The sequence below is a fragment of the Enterobacter cloacae complex sp. 418I7 genome, from assembly GCF_050030705.1.
Taxonomy (GTDB): Bacteria; Pseudomonadota; Gammaproteobacteria; order Enterobacterales; family Enterobacteriaceae; genus Enterobacter; species Enterobacter intestinihominis.
This window is the reverse complement of the sequence record NZ_JBLGUU010000001.1, coordinates 749,365-769,018: the sequence shown is the minus strand read 5'-3', so window position 1 is coordinate 769,018 and position 19,654 is coordinate 749,365. Positions and strand designations below refer to the sequence as shown.

Annotated in this window: 15 protein-coding genes; all 15 read right to left on the bottom strand. The window is 56.0% G+C overall.

Going from position 1 to position 19,654, the window contains the following annotated elements; translation table 11 throughout:
• Positions 1–29: 29 nt before the first annotated feature.
• Positions 30–2,735 carry a preprotein translocase subunit SecA gene (secA, locus tag ACQG0S_RS03665; protein WP_022647050.1) on the bottom strand — a complete coding sequence of 902 codons (2,706 nt, stop codon included), beginning with the start codon at positions 2,733–2,735 and terminating at the stop codon, positions 30–32.
• A 59-nt stretch (positions 2,736–2,794) separates the two neighbouring features.
• On the bottom strand, positions 2,795–3,298 hold the full coding sequence (gene secM, locus ACQG0S_RS03660) for a secA translation cis-regulator SecM (RefSeq protein ID WP_032621757.1): 504 nt from the start codon (positions 3,296–3,298) through the stop codon (positions 2,795–2,797).
• Positions 3,299–3,578: 280 nt separating this feature from the next.
• On the bottom strand, positions 3,579–4,496 hold the full coding sequence (gene lpxC / locus ACQG0S_RS03655) for a UDP-3-O-acyl-N-acetylglucosamine deacetylase (RefSeq protein ID WP_003856337.1): 918 nt from the start codon (positions 4,494–4,496) through the stop codon (positions 3,579–3,581).
• A gap of 101 nt (positions 4,497–4,597) precedes the next feature.
• The gene (ftsZ, locus tag ACQG0S_RS03650; protein ID WP_022647048.1) at positions 4,598–5,749 is read right to left on the bottom strand and encodes a cell division protein FtsZ; all 1,152 of its coding nucleotides are present in this window, start codon (positions 5,747–5,749) and stop codon (positions 4,598–4,600) included.
• A gap of 62 nt (positions 5,750–5,811) precedes the next feature.
• Complete coding sequence (ftsA, locus tag ACQG0S_RS03645) at positions 5,812–7,068, bottom strand: cell division protein FtsA (RefSeq protein ID WP_003856340.1); 1,257 nt, start codon at positions 7,066–7,068, stop codon at positions 5,812–5,814.
• Positions 7,065–7,907, bottom strand: coding sequence for a cell division protein FtsQ (gene ftsQ, locus ACQG0S_RS03640; RefSeq protein WP_003856342.1), 843 nt, complete (start codon positions 7,905–7,907; stop codon positions 7,065–7,067). The genes ftsA and ftsQ overlap by 4 nt, the downstream gene beginning before the upstream one ends.
• A gap of 1 nt (position 7,908) precedes the next feature.
• Entirely contained in the window at positions 7,909–8,829 is a 921-nt protein-coding gene (locus ACQG0S_RS03635; protein WP_023299324.1) for a D-alanine--D-alanine ligase, read from the bottom strand.
• Positions 8,822–10,297, bottom strand: a complete 1,476-nt coding sequence (gene murC / locus ACQG0S_RS03630) for a UDP-N-acetylmuramate--L-alanine ligase (protein ID WP_063137934.1) — start codon at positions 10,295–10,297, stop codon at positions 8,822–8,824. Before murC ends, ACQG0S_RS03635 begins: the two co-directional genes overlap by 8 nt.
• A gap of 59 nt (positions 10,298–10,356) precedes the next feature.
• Positions 10,357–11,421 carry an undecaprenyldiphospho-muramoylpentapeptide beta-N-acetylglucosaminyltransferase gene (gene murG, locus ACQG0S_RS03625; RefSeq protein ID WP_023299322.1) on the bottom strand — a complete coding sequence of 355 codons (1,065 nt, stop codon included), beginning with the start codon at positions 11,419–11,421 and terminating at the stop codon, positions 10,357–10,359.
• Positions 11,418–12,662: a cell division protein FtsW gene (gene ftsW / locus ACQG0S_RS03620; RefSeq protein WP_022647044.1), complete on the bottom strand. Its 1,245-nt coding sequence runs from the start codon at positions 12,660–12,662 to the stop codon at positions 11,418–11,420. Before ftsW ends, murG begins: the two co-directional genes overlap by 4 nt.
• Positions 12,662–13,978, bottom strand: a complete 1,317-nt coding sequence (gene murD / locus ACQG0S_RS03615) for a UDP-N-acetylmuramoyl-L-alanine--D-glutamate ligase (RefSeq protein ID WP_023299321.1) — start codon at positions 13,976–13,978, stop codon at positions 12,662–12,664. Before murD ends, ftsW begins: the two co-directional genes overlap by 1 nt.
• 2 nt (positions 13,979–13,980) lie before the next feature.
• Positions 13,981–15,063 (bottom strand): phospho-N-acetylmuramoyl-pentapeptide-transferase, encoded by a 1,083-nt coding sequence (gene mraY / locus ACQG0S_RS03610; protein WP_003856353.1) that lies wholly within the window; start codon positions 15,061–15,063, stop codon positions 13,981–13,983.
• Positions 15,057–16,415, bottom strand: coding sequence for a UDP-N-acetylmuramoyl-tripeptide--D-alanyl-D-alanine ligase (gene murF, locus ACQG0S_RS03605; RefSeq protein WP_023305440.1), 1,359 nt, complete (start codon positions 16,413–16,415; stop codon positions 15,057–15,059). Before murF ends, mraY begins: the two co-directional genes overlap by 7 nt.
• Positions 16,412–17,899, bottom strand: a complete 1,488-nt coding sequence (gene murE / locus ACQG0S_RS03600) for a UDP-N-acetylmuramoyl-L-alanyl-D-glutamate--2,6-diaminopimelate ligase (protein WP_023305439.1) — start codon at positions 17,897–17,899, stop codon at positions 16,412–16,414. The genes murF and murE overlap by 4 nt, the downstream gene beginning before the upstream one ends.
• Positions 17,886–19,652 (bottom strand): peptidoglycan glycosyltransferase FtsI, encoded by a 1,767-nt coding sequence (gene ftsI, locus ACQG0S_RS03595; protein WP_022647040.1) that lies wholly within the window; start codon positions 19,650–19,652, stop codon positions 17,886–17,888. The genes murE and ftsI overlap by 14 nt, the downstream gene beginning before the upstream one ends.
• Positions 19,653–19,654: the final 2 nt, after the last annotated feature.

Genomic DNA, 19,654 nt, shown 5'->3' with positions numbered 1-19,654 from the left:
TATCTGCGCCTTTTCGGTTTGTTATGTTCTTAGCTCAGGCGGCCATGGCACGCCTTGTATTTTTTGCCGGAACCACATGGGCACGGATCGTTACGACCGACTTTACGATCGCCCGTCTGCGCTGCGATTGCCGCTGCGGCTTCGCTCTCATCGGTCTGATGACTCAGCTGCTGCATCTGTGCCAGACGCTCAGCTTCTTCACGACGCTGCTGCTCCATCGCTTCCACTTCTTCCGGCATACGCACCTGAACTTTGCTCAGAGTGCTGATGACTTCATACTTCAGCGACTCCAGCATGGCAGCAAACATGGAGAAGGATTCACGCTTGTACTCCTGCTTCGGATCTTTCTGCGCATAACCACGCAGGTGGATACCCTGACGCAGGTAGTCCATCGCCGCCAGGTGCTCTTTCCACAGGGAGTCCAGGGTCTGCAACATTACGCCTTTCTCGAAGTGACGCATCATCTCAGCGCCAACCACTTCTTCCTTACGCTTATAGACGTCCAGCGCGGTTTCGTAGATACGCTCGCGCAGGGTCTCTTCGTGCAGCTCAGGCTCTTTGTCCAGCCACTCTTTGATTGGCAGTTCGAGGTCGAAGTCGTTTTTCAGACGTTCCTGCAGGCCTTCGATATCCCACATCTCTTCCAGAGACTGCGGTGGAATGTGCGCGTCGATAGTGGCTTTGAACACATCTTCGCGAATGCTGTTGATGGTTTCGCTCACGTCGGACACGTCCAGCAGTTCGTTACGCTGGGTATAGATTGCACGACGCTGGTCGTTGGCAACGTCATCATATTCCAGCAGTTGCTTACGAATGTCGAAGTTGCGGCTTTCTACTTTACGCTGGGCGTTGGCAATCGCTTTGGTAACCCACGGGTGCTCGATCGCTTCGCCTGGTTTCATGCCCAGTTTACGCATCATGCCGGACACACGGTCAGAGGCGAAAATACGCATCAGCGCATCTTCCATAGACAGATAGAAACGGGAAGAACCGGCATCACCCTGACGGCCCGCACGACCGCGCAGCTGGTTATCGATACGACGAGATTCATGACGCTCGGTACCAATGATGTGCAGACCACCGGATGCCAGCACCGCGTCGTGACGCACCTGCCAGTCGGCTTTTATCTGCGCGATTTGCTCCGGGGTTGGGTTTTCCAGCTCGGCCACTTCGGCCTGCCAGCTACCGCCGAGCATAATATCGGTACCACGACCTGCCATGTTGGTGGCGATGGTTACGGCAGCCGGGTAACCCGCCTGCGCAACGATATCTGCTTCTTTAGCGTGGAACTTGGCGTTCAGCACGTTGTGCTTGATGCCCGCCTTGGTCAGCTCGTTAGACACCACTTCAGATTTCTCGATGGAGATGGTCCCCACCAGAACCGGCTGGCCCTTCGCGGTACGATCGCGAATATCTTCGATGATCGCCTGGATTTTTTCCGCTTCGGTCATGTATACCAGGTCCGGCATATCCTTACGGATCATTGGACGGTTGGTTGGTACTACCACGGTATCCAGCTTATAGATGGAGCTAAACTCAAACGCTTCGGTATCTGCGGTACCGGTCATCCCCGCCAGCTTCTCGTACAGACGGAAGTAGTTCTGGAAGGTGATGGAGGCCAGCGTCTGGTTTTCGTTCTGAATATCCACGCCTTCTTTCGCTTCCACGGCCTGGTGCAGACCATCGGACCAGCGACGTCCCTGCATGGTACGACCGGTGTGTTCATCGACGATGATGACTTCACCGTCTTTAACGATGTAGTCAACGTCGCGGGTGAACAGGGCGTGCGCGCGCAGTGCAGCCGTTACGTGGTGCATCAGCATGATGTTGCTCGGGGAGTACAGAGACTCGCCCTCTTCCATAATGCCTTCAGCCACCAGCAGCTCTTCGATTTTCACCAGGCCGCGTTCGGTCAGGTTGACCTGACGCGCTTTTTCATCCACGGAGAAGTGACCTTCACCCTGGAAAGTATCGGAGTCTTCTTTCTCCTGACGCAGCAGGTGTGGAATGATTTTGTCGACTTTACGGTACATCTCGGAGCTGTCTTCGGCCGGGCCAGAGATGATCAGCGGGGTACGCGCTTCATCGATCAGAATGGAGTCAACCTCATCCACCAGCGCATAGTGCAGTTTACGCTGGACGCGCTCTTCAGGGCTGAACGCCATGTTGTCACGCAGGTAGTCGAAGCCGTATTCGTTGTTGGTGCCGTAAGTGATATCCGCGTTATACGCTTCACGCTTCGCAGGTGCCGGCAGGCCGGACATGTTAATGCCCACGGTCATGCCGAGGAATTCGAACAGTGGACGGTTATTTTCGGCGTCGCGCTGCGCCAGATAGTCGTTGACGGTAACAACGTGAACGCCCTTACCCGTCAGCGCATTCAGGTAAGCCGGCAGCGTTGCAGTCAGGGTTTTACCTTCACCGGTACGCATTTCCGCGATGCAGCGCTCGTTGAGCACCATCCCGCCCAGCAGCTGCACGTCGAAGTGACGCATGCCGAACACGCGTTTACTGGCCTCACGTACTACGGCAAAGGCTTCCGGGATCAGGCTTTCTAAGGTTTCGCCTTTCTCCAGACGCGCACGGAACTCCGCGGTTTTTGCTTTCAGTTCATCATCAGAGAGCTTCTCCATCGCCGGTTCCATACCGTTGATGACGTTCACAGCTTTGCGCATGCGGCGCAGGGTACGATCGTTACGACTACCAAAAACTTTGGTTAATAATTTGATTAGCATAATAAATTCTCAAACGCCCCAGTCGGGCAGATAAATTAAGGTATTGAAAAAGGGTTAATTTAGCTGAGGCGTTGAGGCCCGGCACGGATGCCGTGAACCTGGCTAATCCAGGTCGAAACAGAGAAGGATGCGGGGGAAACAAAAGCAGTTTGCGCCGTCTGACTCACGGTCACAGGCGGCTGGTTGTCCTGCGTCAGAAGCGCATTGAGCGTATCGAGCAGAGCAAGGTGCTGAGCCTGGACCGGCAGCGTTTCTTCAGCAACAGGCATCGTCTGCGGCGCCATCGCGAACGACAGATGGCGAATAACCGTGCGAATCGCGTGTTGCTGCCAGTAATCAACGGAGAAATTGGGACGACGGTTGGCTTCAAGCCATGCGAGATTAGTGAAGTTAACCCGCGTGGTGAGATCGTGTTTGGTCGTCGTGGAACGTGCTGGCGTTGCCGCGTCTGCGCTGTTGCTAAGCACAGGCAAGCCGAGACTCGCCGCGACCATCCCCAATAAGAGATGCGGCCAGAAGTAACGTCTGCCAAATTGTCGCCAGCGCGTCAGTATTCCGCTCACTTGCTCCACCACGTTCGCCCGCCAGTGCAGGCTGAGTTCAGTTATTCTTTTTTAGCGCCCAGATATTACCACTAAAGCCAATACACGACAGCAGGAATGACACCTTGCAGCAGGTAAAAACGGTCATTAATGCAGCGAACACACCGTTATTTGGCACCCAACACAGGCCAGGGGTGAGAGAGACAAATCCAGAAAGGGCAGAAATAAAAACGACTGGCTTCCCTGGTCGGAGAGAGTACCAGGTGAACCAGTCGCTTTTCTTACGAAACGGCTTTAACCGTTACGCCAGGACCATAGTCGGGGCTTTGAACGCCAGCGGCAGTTCAGCTTCGTCTTCGAAGGTCACATATTCCCAGGCTTCCTGTTTTGCCAGGACGGCCTGCAACAGTTTGTTGTTCAGTGCATGACCGGATTTAAACGCGGTAAAGGCACCAATGATGTTGTGACCACACATGAAGAGGTCGCCGATCGCGTCCAGCATTTTGTGACGAACAAATTCATCTTCAAAACGCAGACCGTCTTCGTTCAGTACGCGATAATCGTCAACAACGATGGCACAATCGAAGCTGCCGCCCAGGCACAGGCCGCGGGATTGCAGATATTCGATATCACGCATAAAGCCGAAGGTACGTGCTCGGCTGATCTGACGCATGAACGCATCCGCAGAGAAGTTCATCGCATAGCGCTGGGTGCTGGAGTCAATCGCCGGATGGTTAAAATCGATGGTGAAGTCCAACGAGAAACCATTGTACGGTTTGAATTCAGCCCATTTGTCGCCATCTTCGACGCGAACGGTCTCTTTAATGCGAACAAATTTCTTCGCGCAGTTCAGTTCTTCGATGCCGGCATCCAGCAACAAATAAACGAACGGAGCAGCACTCCCGTCCATGATCGGGATTTCTGGCGCATCGACTTCAACCATAATGTTGTCGATACCCAGACCCGCCAGGGCGGCGTTCAGGTGCTCTACGGTAGAAATCCGCACGTCATGCTCGTTCACCAGACAAGTACAGAGCATAGTATCACGCACAGATTTGGCATCGGCCGGAAAATCTACCGGTGGATTCAAGTCGGTGCGACGATAGATGACCCCGGTATTGGCCGGCGCAGGGCGTAACGTCAGTGTGACTTTCTTGCCGGTATGTAAACCGACACCCGTCGCCTGAACGATACGTTTAAGTGTCCTTTGTTTGATCATCGTATAATCTCGCCAAATTAACTATCCAACCGAGAGTGTATATCACTAACGGTGGGCCAGTTTAGCACAAAGAGCGCAAATCCCCAAATTCCAGCCAATTCTTAGTCAGCTTGCTTACGCAGGAACGCCGGGATATCCAGATAATCTGGCTCTTTTGCCGTTTGTGGAGTCGGGTCGTTCACCACTTTCGCAGCCGGTTTTTGCTCCTGAGTCAGAGGCGACATACCGTGCTGCTGGTAACGATCCATCACCGGCTGCTGAGTCTGTTTGTTGGTCACGAGGGTGATCTCAGGACGCTTGTCCATACCGATACCGGTGGCCACAACAGTCACACGCAGTTCGTCGTTCATTTCCGGGTCAAGGGACGTACCGATAACAACGGTCGCGTTGTCAGAGGCGAATGCACGGATGGTGTTACCCACGGTTTCGAACTCATCCAGACGCAGGTCAAAGCCAGCGGTAATGTTGACCAGCACGCCGCGCGCGCCAGACAGATCGATATCTTCCAGCAGTGGAGAAGAGATCGCCATTTCAGCGGCTTCTTCCGCACGGTCTTCACCGCTCGCCACGCCAGAGCCCATCATCGCGTAGCCCATCTCGGACATCACGGTGCGAACGTCTGCAAAGTCAACGTTCATCAGGCCAGGACGGGTAATCAGTTCAGCAATACCCTGAACCGCGCCTTTCAGCACGTCGTTTGCCGCGCCAAAGGCGTCCAGCAGAGAGATACCGCGACCCAGCACTTTCAGCAGCTTGTCGTTCGGGATGGTAATCAGAGAGTCCACGTGCTTGGACAGCTCGGTGATACCCTGCTCCGCGAAAGCCATACGCTTCTTACCTTCGAAGTTGAAAGGCTTGGTCACGACAGCAACGGTCAGAATACCTAAATCTTTAGCGACTTCCGCTACAACGGGTGCTGCACCGGTACCTGTACCGCCGCCCATACCCGCTGCGATGAAGACCATGTCTGCACCGTCCAGTGCAGCGCGCAGCGCTTCACGATCTTCTTCAGCCGCGTTGCGGCCCACTTCCGGGTTAGCCCCTGCTCCCAGACCTTTGGTGATGCCACCACCGATCTGAATCGTCTGGCCAACAGCCGTTTTACGCAGCGCCTGCGCATCGGTGTTCACCGCGAAGAATTCAACACCTTCGATGCGCTCGCGCACCATGTGCTCTACGGCGTTACCGCCGCCGCCACCGACGCCGATGACTTTAATCACCGCGTCGTTGGTTAATTCCATAGGTTCAAACATAATCTCTCTCTCCGTTGTGCCTGTCGCCCGAGACCGCTAATTCTCTCCGGTCTCTTAAAAAATTAAAATTCTTTTCGCAACCAGGTGTTAAGTCGTTTGACCCACGACCCCACCGAGACGCGTTTTTCCACCTCTGCCTCACCACTTAAATGGGATTCTTTCCCGTAGTGCAGCAGGCCCACCGCCGTTGAATAGTACGGCTCCTGAGCATAATCCGTTAAACCGGTGATATTCAGCGGCGCACCAATACGCACCTGCGTATGGAACACGCGCTGAGCGCAGGCCGCAAGACCTTCAATTTGCGCTGCCCCGCCGGTTAATACAATCCCCGCTGCGAGATGATGTTTCACACCCTGCTGGCGAAGCTGTTCCTGTAACTGCAAAATCTCTTCGTTGACCAGGTTGAGCAGCTCGGTATAACGCGGCTCAATTACCTCTGCCAGCGTCTGGCGTTGCAGGCTGCGCGGCGGTCGACCGCCTACGCTCGGCACTTCAACGCTCTCGTCTTTGCCGACGATAGAGCCCAGCGCGCAACCGTGGCGCACTTTAATCGCCTCTGCATCGCTCGGTGGCGTACCAAAGGCGTAAGCGATATCGCTGGTCACCACATTCCCGGCGTACGGGATCACTTTGGTGTGGCGCAACGCACCGCCGGTATAGACAGCCATGTCCATTGTACCACCACCAATATCGACCACACAGACGCCCAGTTCACGTTCGTCTTCGGTCAGCACGGAATAGCTCGCGGCAAGTCCGGCGAAAATTAGTTGGTCAACTTTCAGGCCACAACGTTCAACGGCTTTTACAATGTTCTTCGCCATATCGTTGTGACATGTGATCAGGTGCACTTTTGCCTGCATACGTACGCCCGACAGACCGACCGGATTCTTGATACCTTCCTGGTAGTCGATCGCGTATTCTTGCGGGATCACATGCAGCACACGGTGCTCGTCGCGAACACGCACGGATTTCGCCGTGTGGACAACGTTCTCAACGTCTTCCTGCGTCACTTCTTCTTCAGAAATCGGCACCATACCGATTTCATTCTGGCAGCTGATGTGCTTACCAGAAAGAGCCAGATAGACAGAGGAAATCTGGCAATCTGCCATCAATTCAGCCTGGTCGATGGCGCGCTGAACGCATTTCACCACCGACTCAAGGTCGTTTACCCCACCTTTATCCATACCACGGGAAGGGCAGCTGCCCACGCCAATGATATTGACCATACCGTCGGGCAGAACTTCCCCTACCAAAGCGGCAACCTTCGCGGTGCCAATCTCCAGTCCTACTACCAATTTTCTGTCCGTCGACTTGATCATTGTTGTTCTGCCTGTACCTGTGCCTGATTTTGTTGCTGATTAGGTTCCTCGACCGGAGCCGGCTCCCAACCGACTGCTGCGCCTGAGTCATAGCGCAAATCAACGTAGCTTATCCGTTTGCCATCCGTCTGCGCCTGCTGCTGTAAAACCGGGTAAAGTTCTACAAAACGCGCCAGACGTTTCATTGTGTCGCCGCGGCCAAGATTGAGCTTAATGCCATTCGTTAAGGTCAGCTGCCAGGAACGGCGCGCCGTCATCGCAGCATCTTTTAACGTAAAGCGATCCTTAGCCAGCACCTGCCCCATCTCACGAAAACCCTGCAATACTTCGTTTTCGCTGCCTTCCGGGCCATACAACATCGGTAAATTCTGCTTGTTGACACGATCGCTCGGGACGCTGAACGAATTTCCGTCTACGTCAACCATATGCTGATCATTCCAACGCGCAATCGGCACATATTCAACCAGATGAATCTTCAATTCATCAGGCCATTGCTTTCTGACACTCGCCTGTTTTATCCACGGCAGACGTTCAATCTGGCTCTGGATAATGTTGACGTCCTGCGTCATAAAGGTGCCAGGCGACCCCAGCGCCAGAATTGACTGGCGAATGTCATCGTTACGCGTGTAGTGACGCTCTCCGGTCACTACCAGCTTCGACAGCGGCAACCGCTGTGCGTCTTCCATCCAGCCCAGCACCATCCAGCCGCTGATAAACACGGTGCACAGCACCCCGAGCAGGAAGATAATCCCTGCAAGACGCGTTCCATTACTCCGGCGCGAAGAAGAATATTCTTCTTCGTCATCGCGGTTGCGCGTGTTCAACGCAGCCTGAGACATATCAGCCCGCCTGGTCCAAAATACGTACGACTAATTGCGAGAAGCTCATTCCCGCCTGACGCGCCGCCATCGGCACAAGGCTATGGCTGGTCATACCCGGAGACGTGTTTGCTTCCAGCAGATAAAATTGCCCATCACCGTCAAGCATCACATCAATTCGTCCCCAGCCTCGGCATCCCAAAACATTCCAGGCTTTAAGCACCAGAGACTGTAATTCCGCTTCACGTTGTGCTTCAAGGCCAGCTGGGCAGAAATATTGCGTCTCATCAGAGAGATACTTCGCCTCATAATCATAGAAGACTCCGGCGGGTTGGATGCGTATTGACGGTAAAATTTCTTCACCAAGCATCGCGACGGTAAATTCCGGCCCGCTAAGCCATTTTTCAATCAGAACTTCTTCATCATGTTGAAATGCCAGAGCTAAAGCGTCAGCCAAATCTACAGCTTTATCAACTTTGGACATTCCCACGCTCGACCCTTCACGGCTAGGCTTCACAATAACCGGTAAGCCCAGTGACGCAATGCGTGTATTAACGCTGTCCGACAAGCCCAATTCAAATTCACGGCGCGTCAGTGCAACCCATGGCGCAACGGGCAGACCCGCCCCCTGCCACAGCAGTTTGCTGCGCAGTTTATCCATGGAGATAGCGGATGCCATCACGCCACTGCCGGTGTACGGCATACCGATCAGCTCCAGCAGCCCCTGCAACGTGCCGTCTTCACCGCCGCGGCCATGCAACGCGATAAAGGCTTTATCGAAGCCCATCGCTTTCAGCTGCGTAACGTCCACCTCTTTCGGATCAACCGGATGCGCGTCCACGCCACCTTCACGCAGGCCCGCCAGCACGGCAGCGCCCGAATTCAGAGAAACCTCGCGTTCGGCGGAAGTGCCGCCAAACAGGACAGCAATCTTATCAGCCATGACGCTCGTCCTCCTGAGTTTGCGGCTTCAGTTTGATTTCAGCTAAGGTACGGGCGATTTTGCCGATATTTCCCGCACCCTGAATCAGGATCAGATCGTTACCCGTCAGGACCGGGGCAAGCATTTCAGCTACCTGCACCGGGTCGGGGACCAGGATAGGGTCCACTTTACCGCGTCCGCGGATGGTACGACATAAAGACCGACTGTCCGCGCCCGGAATCGGCGCTTCACCCGCGGCATAAACATCCAGCATCAGCAGGGTATCGACCTGCGAAAGGACGTTGGCAAAATCGTCATACAGATCGCGGGTACGTGTGTAACGGTGCGGCTGGAAGATCATGACCAGATTCTTTTCCGGCCAACCCGCGCGTGCCGCTTTGATGGTAGCGTCCACCTCCGTCGGATGGTGACCGTAGTCATCGACCAGCATCGCAGAACCTGGCTTACCGTTTACTGGCTCCAGTGGGAACTCACCCAGGAAGTCGAAGCGACGGCCCGTTCCCTGGAAGCTTTCCAGCGCGCGCAGGATCGCCTCATCATCAATGCCTTCTTCCGCTGCAACAGCCACCGCCGCCGCCGCATTCAGGGCATTGTGACGTCCCGGCGCGTTCAGGGTGACATGCAGGAGCTCTTTATCCTGGCGTGCCAGGGTGAAATGTCCCTGCGCACCAATCTGCTTATAATCTTCCACGCGTACATCAGCGTCTTCGCTGAAACCGTAGGTGGTAATTTGACGCCCGACGCGCGGCAGCAGCTCGCGGATCACCGGGTCGTCCACGCACATCACCGCACGGCCATAGAACGGCAGGTTGTGCAGGAAGTTAATAAAGGTCTGCTTTAAGTTCTCGAAGTCGCCCTGGTAGGTATCCATATGGTCAGCTTCGATATTGGTGACGATAGCCACCATCGGCTGCAAATGCAGGAACGACGCGTCGCTTTCATCCGCTTCCGCAATCAGATAACGGCTGTGGCCCAGACGCGCATGCACGCCAGCGGCTTTCACCAGACCACCGTTAACGAACGTTGGGTCGAGACCCGCTTCCGCATAAATGCTGGAGACCATCGCTGTTGTTGTGGTTTTACCGTGCGTACCGGCCACCGCAATGCCGTGACGGAAACGCATCAGTTCCGCCAGCATTTCCGCGCGACGGATCACCGGAATGCGCGCCTCATGCGCCGCAACGATTTCCGGGTTATCCGCGGAGATCGCGCTGGACACTACAACCACGCTCGCATCGCTCACGTTTTCCGGGCGATGATTGAAATAGATAGTCGCCCCCAGCGACGCCAGCTGCTGCGTAACAGGGTTTGGCGCCAGGTCAGACCCGCTGATCTGATAGCCTTCGTTAGCTAACACTTCGGCAATACCGCCCATGCCAGCACCACCGATGCCGACAAAGTGAATGTGCCGGACGCGACGCATCTCGGGCACGATAGAACGCAGTTTTGCCAGTTGTTGTGTATTCATTCTCTAAACGCCATCGACTACTTCAAAAAAATCGTGCAGCGCAACACGCGCTGCGAGAATTATGCCTGGGCTGCCAGGCTCACTTCTTTTGCCACCCGTTCCGTTGCATCCGGGATAGCGGTCGCGCGTGCGCGTTGCGCCATCTCCAGTAATACATCCCGGTTCCAGCCCGCCAGGGTAGTGGCGACCGCATCAGCGGTAAATTGTGGCTGCTCAAAAATTTTTGCGGCACCCGCTTTCTCAAGCGGCAGCGCATTCCAGTACTGCTGTCGGTCTTTGTGCTGGAACGGCACAAAAAGCGCTGGCAAACCGGCGGCGGCGATTTCGCTCACCGTCAGCGCGCCCGAGCGACAGACCACGACATCGGCCCAGGCATAGGCTGCGGCCATATCATCAATAAATTCAGTCACTTTATGCTGCGGCTGACCTTCCTGCGCGTAAGCCTGCTCAACGCTCTGCTGAGCGCCCTTCCCGCTCTGGTGCCAGATGGTCACCGCATCACCCAGTTTTGCCGCAACCTGTGGCATCGTCTGGTTTAAAATACGTGCGCCCTGTGAACCGCCGACAACCAGCACGCGCACCGGCCCTTCGCGACCCGCCAGACGCGTATCTGGCAGCGGCAGCGCCAGCACGTCCACACGCACCGGGTTCCCTACGACATCCGCTTTCGGGAATGCCCCGGGGAAGGCCTGCATAACTTTGGTGGCGATTTTTGCCAGCCATTTGTTGGTCAACCCGGCAATACCGTTCTGCTCATGCAGAACAACAGGGATGCCCAGTGACCACGCCGCCAGTCCTCCCGGACCGGAAACGTAGCCGCCCATGCCCAGAACGACGTCAGGCTTAAAGCGCTTCATAATGTCGCGCGCCTGACGCCAGGCATTGAAAATGCGCACCGGCGCCAGCAGCAGCGCCTTGATCCCTTTGCCACGAAGGCCAGAAATACGAATAAAGTCGATCTCGATACCGTGTTTAGGTACAAGGTCGGCTTCCATGCGGTCTGCGGTTCCCAGCCAGCGTACCTGCCAGCCCTGTTCCATTAAATGGTGCGCAACCGCCAGTCCCGGGAACACGTGTCCGCCGGTCCCGCCTGCCATCACCATTAACCGCTTCGGTTGATTCATCGTGAACCTCGTGTAAACGCCTGAGCTTTCTCCAGACGCGTTTCATAATCTATGCGTAACAAAAACATGATGGCCGTCGACATGATCAACAGACTCGAACCACCATAACTGATCAACGGCAACGTCAGACCTTTGGTCGGCAGCATACCCGCTGCGGCCCCAACGTTTACCAGTGCCTGGAAGCTAAACCAGATACCAATTGAGCAGGCCAGGAAACCGGAGAAGCGGTGATCGATCTCCAGCGCTTTACGGCCTATCGACATGGCGCGGAAAGCGACGAAGAATACCATTAATAGAGCCAATACCACACCGATATAACCCAGTTCTTCCCCAATAATGGAGAAGATGAAGTCGGTATGCGCCTCCGGTAAATACTCCAGTTTTTGCACCGAGTTGCCCAGGCCTTGGCCCCAGACTTCGCCGCGGCCAAACGCCATCAGCGACTGTGTCAGCTGATAACCGCTGCCGAACGGATCTTCCCATGGGTTCCAGAACGAGGTCACACGGCGGATACGGTATGGTTCGGCGAGGATCAGCAGCACCACTGCCGAAATCCCCATCCCGATGATGGCAATGAACTGCCACAGTTTTGCTCCCGCCAGGAACAGCATCGCCAGCGTAGTGACAAACAGTACGACTACCGTACCGAGGTCGGGCTGCGCCAGCAGCAGGATCGCAAGCACCAGAATCACGCCCATCGGTTTTAAGAAGCCGCGCAGGTTGTTACGAACTTCGTCGACTTTACGCACCAGGTAGTTTGCCAGGTAGCAGAACAACGAAAGCTTGGTGAACTCTGCAGGCTGAATACGCAGCGGACCAAAGGCGATCCAGCGTGATGCCCCGTTAACGGAGCTCCCGACGACCAGAACGATCAACAGCATGATGATTGAGGCGATAAGCATGGCCGTACTGTGCCGCTGCCAGAACGACATCGGCAGGCGTAAGGTGATCATTGCCAGGCAGAACGCGAGAATGATGTACAGCCCGTCACGCTTGGCAAACAGGAACGGATCGTTTGCCAGACGCTGTCCGACAGGCATCGACGCCGAGGTGACCATAATAAAGCCGGTCGCTGCCAGCCCCAGCGTGAGCCAGAACAGCGTGCGGTCGTACATAATCAGGCTGTCGGAATCTTTATCCCGTGAAGCCATCACCCAGCCTTTCAGCGCCGTAAACAGCCATACCAGGATACCAAACCCTGGCAGACGCGGCATTTTCAGGCGAGGGAGAGATAAACGCATCAGCCTAACTCCTTCGCCAGGCGGGTAAAGACATCGCCCCGCTGTTCGAAATTCTTAAATTGATCGAGGCTGGCACAGGCTGGCGAGAGCAGCACCATATCGCCGGGCTTCACGCGGGGGGCGATAAGGCGCATCGCCTGTTCCATGGTCTCGGTTTGTTCGGCGACCTCAGGACGCAACGCCGCAAGCTCGCTGCCATCGCGGCCAAAGCAATAAAGGCGCACGTTATCACCGTTGAGGTACTGCTTCAGCGAGGAGAAATCGGCTGATTTACCGTCGCCGCCCAGCAGCAGATGCAGTGTGCCTTCAACGTGCAGACCGTTCAATGCCGCCTCGGTGCTACCCACATTGGTCGCTTTGGAATCGTTAATCCAGCGTACGCCGTTGTGTTCCAGCGCCAGCTGAAAACGGTGAGCCAGGCCGGTAAAGGTGGTCAGCGCCTTCAGGCTTGAAGATCGCGGCAGGCCAACGGCATCCGCTAGCGCCAGCGCCGCCAGCGCGTTGGTGTAGTTATGCTGGCCGGAGAGCATCATCTCTTTCACGTTCAGCACCTTCTCACCTTTCACCCGCAGCCAGGTTTCGCCCTGCTGGCGGTTAAGGTGATAGTCACCCATGTTAATACCGAAGCTAATGCAGCGATCGTCTGCGCCACGCACCGGCATGGTGAGTGCATCATCGGCATTCACCACGCAGACTTTGGCATTTTCATAGACACGCAGCTTGGCCGCGCGGTACTGCTGCAAGCCGAACGGGTATCTGTCCATATGATCTTCGGTGACATTAAGGATCGTCGCTGCCGCCGCATGCAGGCTTGAAGTGGTTTCCAGCTGGAAGCTGGAAAGCTCAAGTACAAACAGCTCACACCCTTTATCGAGCAGCATCAACGCGGGTAGGCCAATGTTACCGCCCACGCCGACATTTTTGCCCGCCGCTTTCGCCATCTCACCCACCAGGGTGGTGACGGTGCTTTTACCGTTTGAACCGGTAATGGCAACGATCGGGGCCTGCGCCTCCCGGCAGAACAGTTCGATATCGCCAACAATCTCAACGCCTGCATCCGCCGCGGCACTCAGCGAAGGATGCGCCAGCGCCATGCCCGGGCTGGCAACAATCAGATCGGCGACCAGCAGCCACTCATCATTCAGACCCCCCAGGTGGCGTTCAACCTGCTCCGGCAGCTTGTCCAGACCCGGCGGAGAGACGCGCGTATCCATCACGCGCGGCGTCACGCCACGCGCAAGGAAAAAGTCCACGCAGGAGAGGCCGGTAAGGCCCAACCCGATGATAACGACTTTTTTGCCCTGGTAATCTGCCATGATTAACGTACCTTCAGCGTTGCCAGGCCAATCAGCACCAGCATCAGCGAAATAATCCAGAAGCGCACAATGACGCGCGGCTCCGGCCAGCCTTTCAGTTCATAGTGGTGGTGAATCGGTGCCATACGGAAGATGCGCTGACCGCGCAGCTTGAAGGAACCGACCTGCAAAATCACCGACAGGGTCTCAACCACAAACACACCGCCCATAATCACCAGCAGGAACTCCTGACGCAGCAGCACGGCGATAATGCCCAGCGCGCCGCCCAGCGCCAGTGAACCGACGTCGCCCATAAAGACCTGCGCCGGATAGGTGTTGAACCACAGGAAGCCCAGCCCCGCGCCGACAATCGCCGTACAGACGATCACCAGCTCACCAGCGTGTCGCAGGTACGGGATGTGCAGGTAGTTTGCAAAGTTCATGTTACCGGTCGCCCACGCCACCAGCGCGAAACCGCCCGCGACAAACACGGTTGGCATGATGGCCAGGCCGTCCAGACCATCGGTCAGGTTGACGGCGTTGCCGGTGCCGACGATCACAAAGTAAGCCAGCAGAATGTAGAACAGCCCCAGCTGCGGCATCACGTCTTTGAAGAACGGCACCACCAGCTCGGTGGCCGGGGTGTCTTTTCCTGCCAGGTAAAGCGCGAAGGCCACACCCAGCGCAATTACCGACATCCAGAAATACTTCCAGCGCGCGATCAAACCTTTGGTGTCTTTGCGCACGACTTTGCGGTAGTCATCAACAAAACCGATGATCCCGTAGCCAACCAGAACGGTCAGCACGCACCAGACGTAGGGGTTAGACGGATAAGCCCACAGCAGAACGGACACCACAATCGCGGTCAGGATCATGATCCCGCCCATGGTCGGCGTACCGCGCTTGCTGAAGTGTGATTCCGGACCATCGTTGCGTACAACCTGGCCGAAAGAGAGTTTTTGCAGACGGGCAATCATGCGCGGGCCCATCCACAACGAGATGAACAGCGCAGTCAGCAGGCTGACGATGGCGCGAAACGTCAGATAGGAAAAGACGTTAAAGCCTGAATAATATTTGACCAAATGTTCGGCCAGCCAAACTAACATGTCCCGTTCTCCTGTAATGCGTGCACAACCTCTTCCATGGCGGCACTACGTGAACCTTTAACTAAAACAGTCACAATCTGTTTTTCTGTAATCAATGCCTTCAGGCGTTCGATCAGTGCAGATTTATCGGCAAAATGTTCGCCAACTTCACTGGCATCGGAAATGGCCTTGCTCAGCGTGCCTGCGCTCAGTACGCGGTCAAGCCCGGCAGCTTTCGCCGCTTCGCCAACCTGTACGTGGCAGGCTTCGCTTTCATCACCCAGCTCGGCCATATCGCCCACAACCATCACGCGATAGCCCGGCATCTCAGACAAGACCTGCACGGCCGCCGTCATGGAGCCGACGTTAGCGTTGTAGGAGTCATCCAGCAGGAGTTTGTTTTCAGCCAGCTGGATCGGGAACAGACGCCCCGGCACGGCTTTTAAATTTGCCAGACCAGTTTTTATCGCAGCATGTGAAGCCCCTACCGCCATTGAGAGCGCTGCCGCAGCAAGCGCATTGGCGATGTTATGACGACCCGGCAACGGCAGCAGCACGTCGATGTCGCCCGTTGGGGTCAGGAGGGTGAACTCGGTGCCGTGTGACGTCACATGAATGTTGGTCGCCGAAAAATCACTGTTTGCCGCATTCGGGGAGAAGCGCCAGGTTTTGCGTGAACCAATGATGCTCTGCCAGTTCAGCCAGTCATTGTTATCGGCATTCATAATGGCGATGCCGTCATCCGGCAGGCCGGTATAAATTTCACCTTTCGCTTTCGCCACACCGGCCAGCGAACCAAAACCTTCAAGATGTGCCGCCGCCAGGTTATTCACCAGCGCCGCTTCCGGACGCGTCAGGCTCACGGTCCAAGCGATTTCGCCCTGATGGTTAGCCCCTAACTCAATCACCGCATATTCATGCTCGTGGGTCAGGCGCAGCAGCGTCATCGGTACACCGACGTCATTATTAAGGTTGCCCGCCGTATAAAGCGTGTTTCCGCACTGGCTAAGGATCGCCGCCGTCATCTCTTTAACGGAGGTTTTGCCCGACGAGCCCGTCAGCGCCACGACGCGTGTTGGCACCTGCTGGCGAACCCATGCCGCCAGCTCACCAAACGCCAGGCGCGTATCTTTCACCACAATCTGCGGCAAATCGATATCGAGCTTACGGTTGACCAGCAGCGCACCCGCGCCGTTATCTTTAGCCTGTTGCGCAAAATCGTGGGCGTCAAAACGTTCACCCTTCAGCGCCACAAACAGGCAGCCCGCCGTCACCTTACGGGTGTCGGTGGTCACAGCCTCGATGGTCTGATCCTGACCATGCAGCATCCCCTGCAATACCGCAGCGGCCTGGCTTAACGTAATGCTAATCATGCCACCACTCCCAGCAGACGCGCTGCCGTCACGCGGTCGGAGTAATCCAGACGACGATTGCCGACGATCTGATAATCTTCATGACCTTTACCGGCCAGCAGAACCACATCGTTCTCCTGCGCCTGCATAATGGCGTTAGTCACGGCCTCCGCACGGCCTTCGACCACGCGCGCACGCCCAGCATCCAGCATGCCCGCCAGAATGTCGTTGATAATGGCCCTCGGCTCTTCGGTACGCGGGTTGTCATCGGTCACCACGGGAATATCCGCGAACTGCTCAGCGATGGCGCCCATCAGCGGACGTTTGCCCTTGTCGCGATCGCCACCGCAGCCAAACACGCACCAGAGCTTGCCAGCGCAGTGCAGACGCGCCGCTTCCAGCGCTTTTTCCAGCGCATCCGGCGTATGGGCGTAATCCACGACCACCGTCGGCTTGCCCGGCGCACTGAACACTTCCATGCGGCCACAGACCGGTTGCAAACGCTCAGACGTTTTCAGCAGATCTACCATCGGGTAACCCAGCGCCAGCAGCGTCGCCAGCGCCAGCAGCAGGTTACTGACGTTGAAAGCCCCCATCAGGCGGCTTTCAATTTCACCTTCGCCCCAGGTGGAAGCAAAGCGGATCGTCGCCCCGCTATCGTGGTAGTTCACTTCGACTGCCTTCAGCCAGCGGCCACGACAGTTCGGATTAATGCGATCTTCCATCGACACCGCCACCGCATCTGGCAGTTTTTCCAGCCAGCGGCGACCGACTTCGTCGTCGGCGTTAATGATCGCCTGCCCGTGGTGGTGAGTGGAATAAAGCAGCCATTTCGCCGCTTCGTAGTGCTCCATATCACCATGATAATCAAGGTGATCGCGGCTCAGGTTTGTAAAGACAGAGGCGGCAAATTTCAGTGCCGCCACGCGATGTTGTACCAGACCATGGGAGGAGACCTCCATCGCCGCGAAGGTCGCCCCCTGCTCTGCAAGGCCTGCCAGCACACGCTGCACGTCAACCGCCGAGCCTGTAGTGTTTTCCGTCGGGCTTACTTTGCCCAGAATACCGTTCCCCACCGTGCCCATGACGGCACCGGTTTCACCCAGCAGCTGAGCCCATTGCGCCATCAGCTGAGTGGTGGTGGTTTTTCCGTTGGTTCCTGTCACGCCAACAAGCTTTAACTGGTCGGAAGGTTCGTCGTAAAAACGTCCTGCCAGCGCGGAGAGACGCTCATTCAGCTGGCTGAGATAGATGACCGGCACGCCGTGCATTTCACGGATCTCACCGTCTGTTGCCTCATCTTTGGCCTCAGCAATAATGGCAGCAACACCTTGCGCAATCGCCTGCGGGATATAACGACGCCCGTCCGCCTGATGACCTACCACTGCCACAAAAAGATCGCCAGAAGCCGCTACGCGGCTATCCAGTACCATCTCTCGCAGTGCTCGCGCAGGTAGCATAGGCACCCACGGAGCAAGAAGGTCGCGCAAATTACGATCTGCCACCTGTTCCCTCGCCTTGATTAATTACAAATTCACTTTTTTCGCCCGTCGCCAGCGCATCCGGTTCAATGTTCATGGTGCGCAACACGCCGCCCATAATAGCCCCGAACACAGGCGCGGAGACGGCGCCGCCGTAGTATTTACCCGCCTGCGGATCGTTGATGACGACCACCAGCGCAAAACGCGGATTGCTTGCAGGCGCTACGCCTGCGGTATAGGCAATGTATTTGTTGATATAGCGGCCGTCCGGCCCCACTTTTTTCGCTGTACCGGTTTTGATGGCGATACGATAGCCCTTAATCGCGGCCTTCACGCCACCACCACCGGGCAGCGCGACGCTTTCCATCATATGTACGACGGTACGAACGATAGATTCCGGGAAAACACGTTCCCCCGGTACCGGTGGATCAACTTTGGTGATCGACAGCGGGCGATAAATGCCATAGCTGCCAATCGTTGCGTAGACTCGCGCTAACTGTAAGGGAGTTACCATTAGCCCGTAGCCGAAAGAGAAGGTGGCCCTCTCTATGTCAGACCACCGTTGTTTTTGAGGATATAAGCCACTGCGTTCTCCGACCAACCCCAAATTGGTCGCCTTTCCCAGCCCAAAACGTGAGTAAGTATCTACTAACGCTGAGGACGGCATCGCTAACGCCAGTTTTGACACACCGACGTTACTCGACTTCTGTAAGACCCCGGTCAGGGTCAGTTCGCTGTAACGTGCCACGTCTTTTATTTCGTGGCCGTTAATTCGATAAGGGATCGTATTCAGAACGGTATTTTCGTTGACGATGCCCCGCTGTAGAGCCGTCATCACCACCATAGGTTTTACGGTTGAACCGGGTTCAAACACATCGGTGATGGAGCGGTTACGCATCGCATCTTTTGCTGTACCGGCAAAATTATTCGGGTTGTATGAGGGACTACTGGCCATCGCCAGCACTTCACCTGTCGCCACATCCACCAGCACGGCACTGCCCGATTCCGCCTTGTTAAACGCGACGGCGTTGTTCAGCTCACGATAGACCAGCGCCTGCAAGCGCTCATCAATACTCAGGGCCAGGTTGTGCGCGGCCTGGCTGTCTGTCGAGGAAATATCTTCAATGACGCGACCATAGCGGTCTTTACGCACGATTCGCTCGCCAGGCTGGCCGGTAAGCCACTTGTCGAAGCTTTTTTCAACGCCTTCAATCCCCTGGCTATCCACGTTGGTGAAGCCAATCAGGTGCGCGGTGACTTCGCCGGAAGGATAATAACGGCGGGATTCTTCCCGCAGATGAATGCCGGGCAGCTTGAGTTTTTTAATGTAGTCAGCCATATCAGGGTTCACCTGACGGGCAAGATAGATGAAGCGCCCTTTCGGGTTGGCGTTAACGCGTGACGCCAGCTGATCCAGCGGCATTTTCAACGCGTCTGAGAGCGCCTTCCAGCGGTTATCAAGGGTGATCCCGCCTGCGTCATGCAGCTCTTTAGGATCGGCCCAGATCGCCTTCACCGGTACGCTCACCGCCAGCGGGCGGCCGGAGCGGTCGGTGATCATCCCACGAGAGGTAGAAACTTCCTGCACGCGCAGAGAACGCATATCACCCTGACGTACCAGCATGTCAGGCGCGATGATTTGTAGCCACGCCACGCGTCCCAGCAGGAAACCCAGCGCCAGTAAAATGCAGCCGCAAAGCAACGCAAAACGCCAACTGATAAAGTTGGCCTGTTCTTCCTGGCGTTTTGGTTTTAGCGTTTTTGCCGCTGCTTTCATGC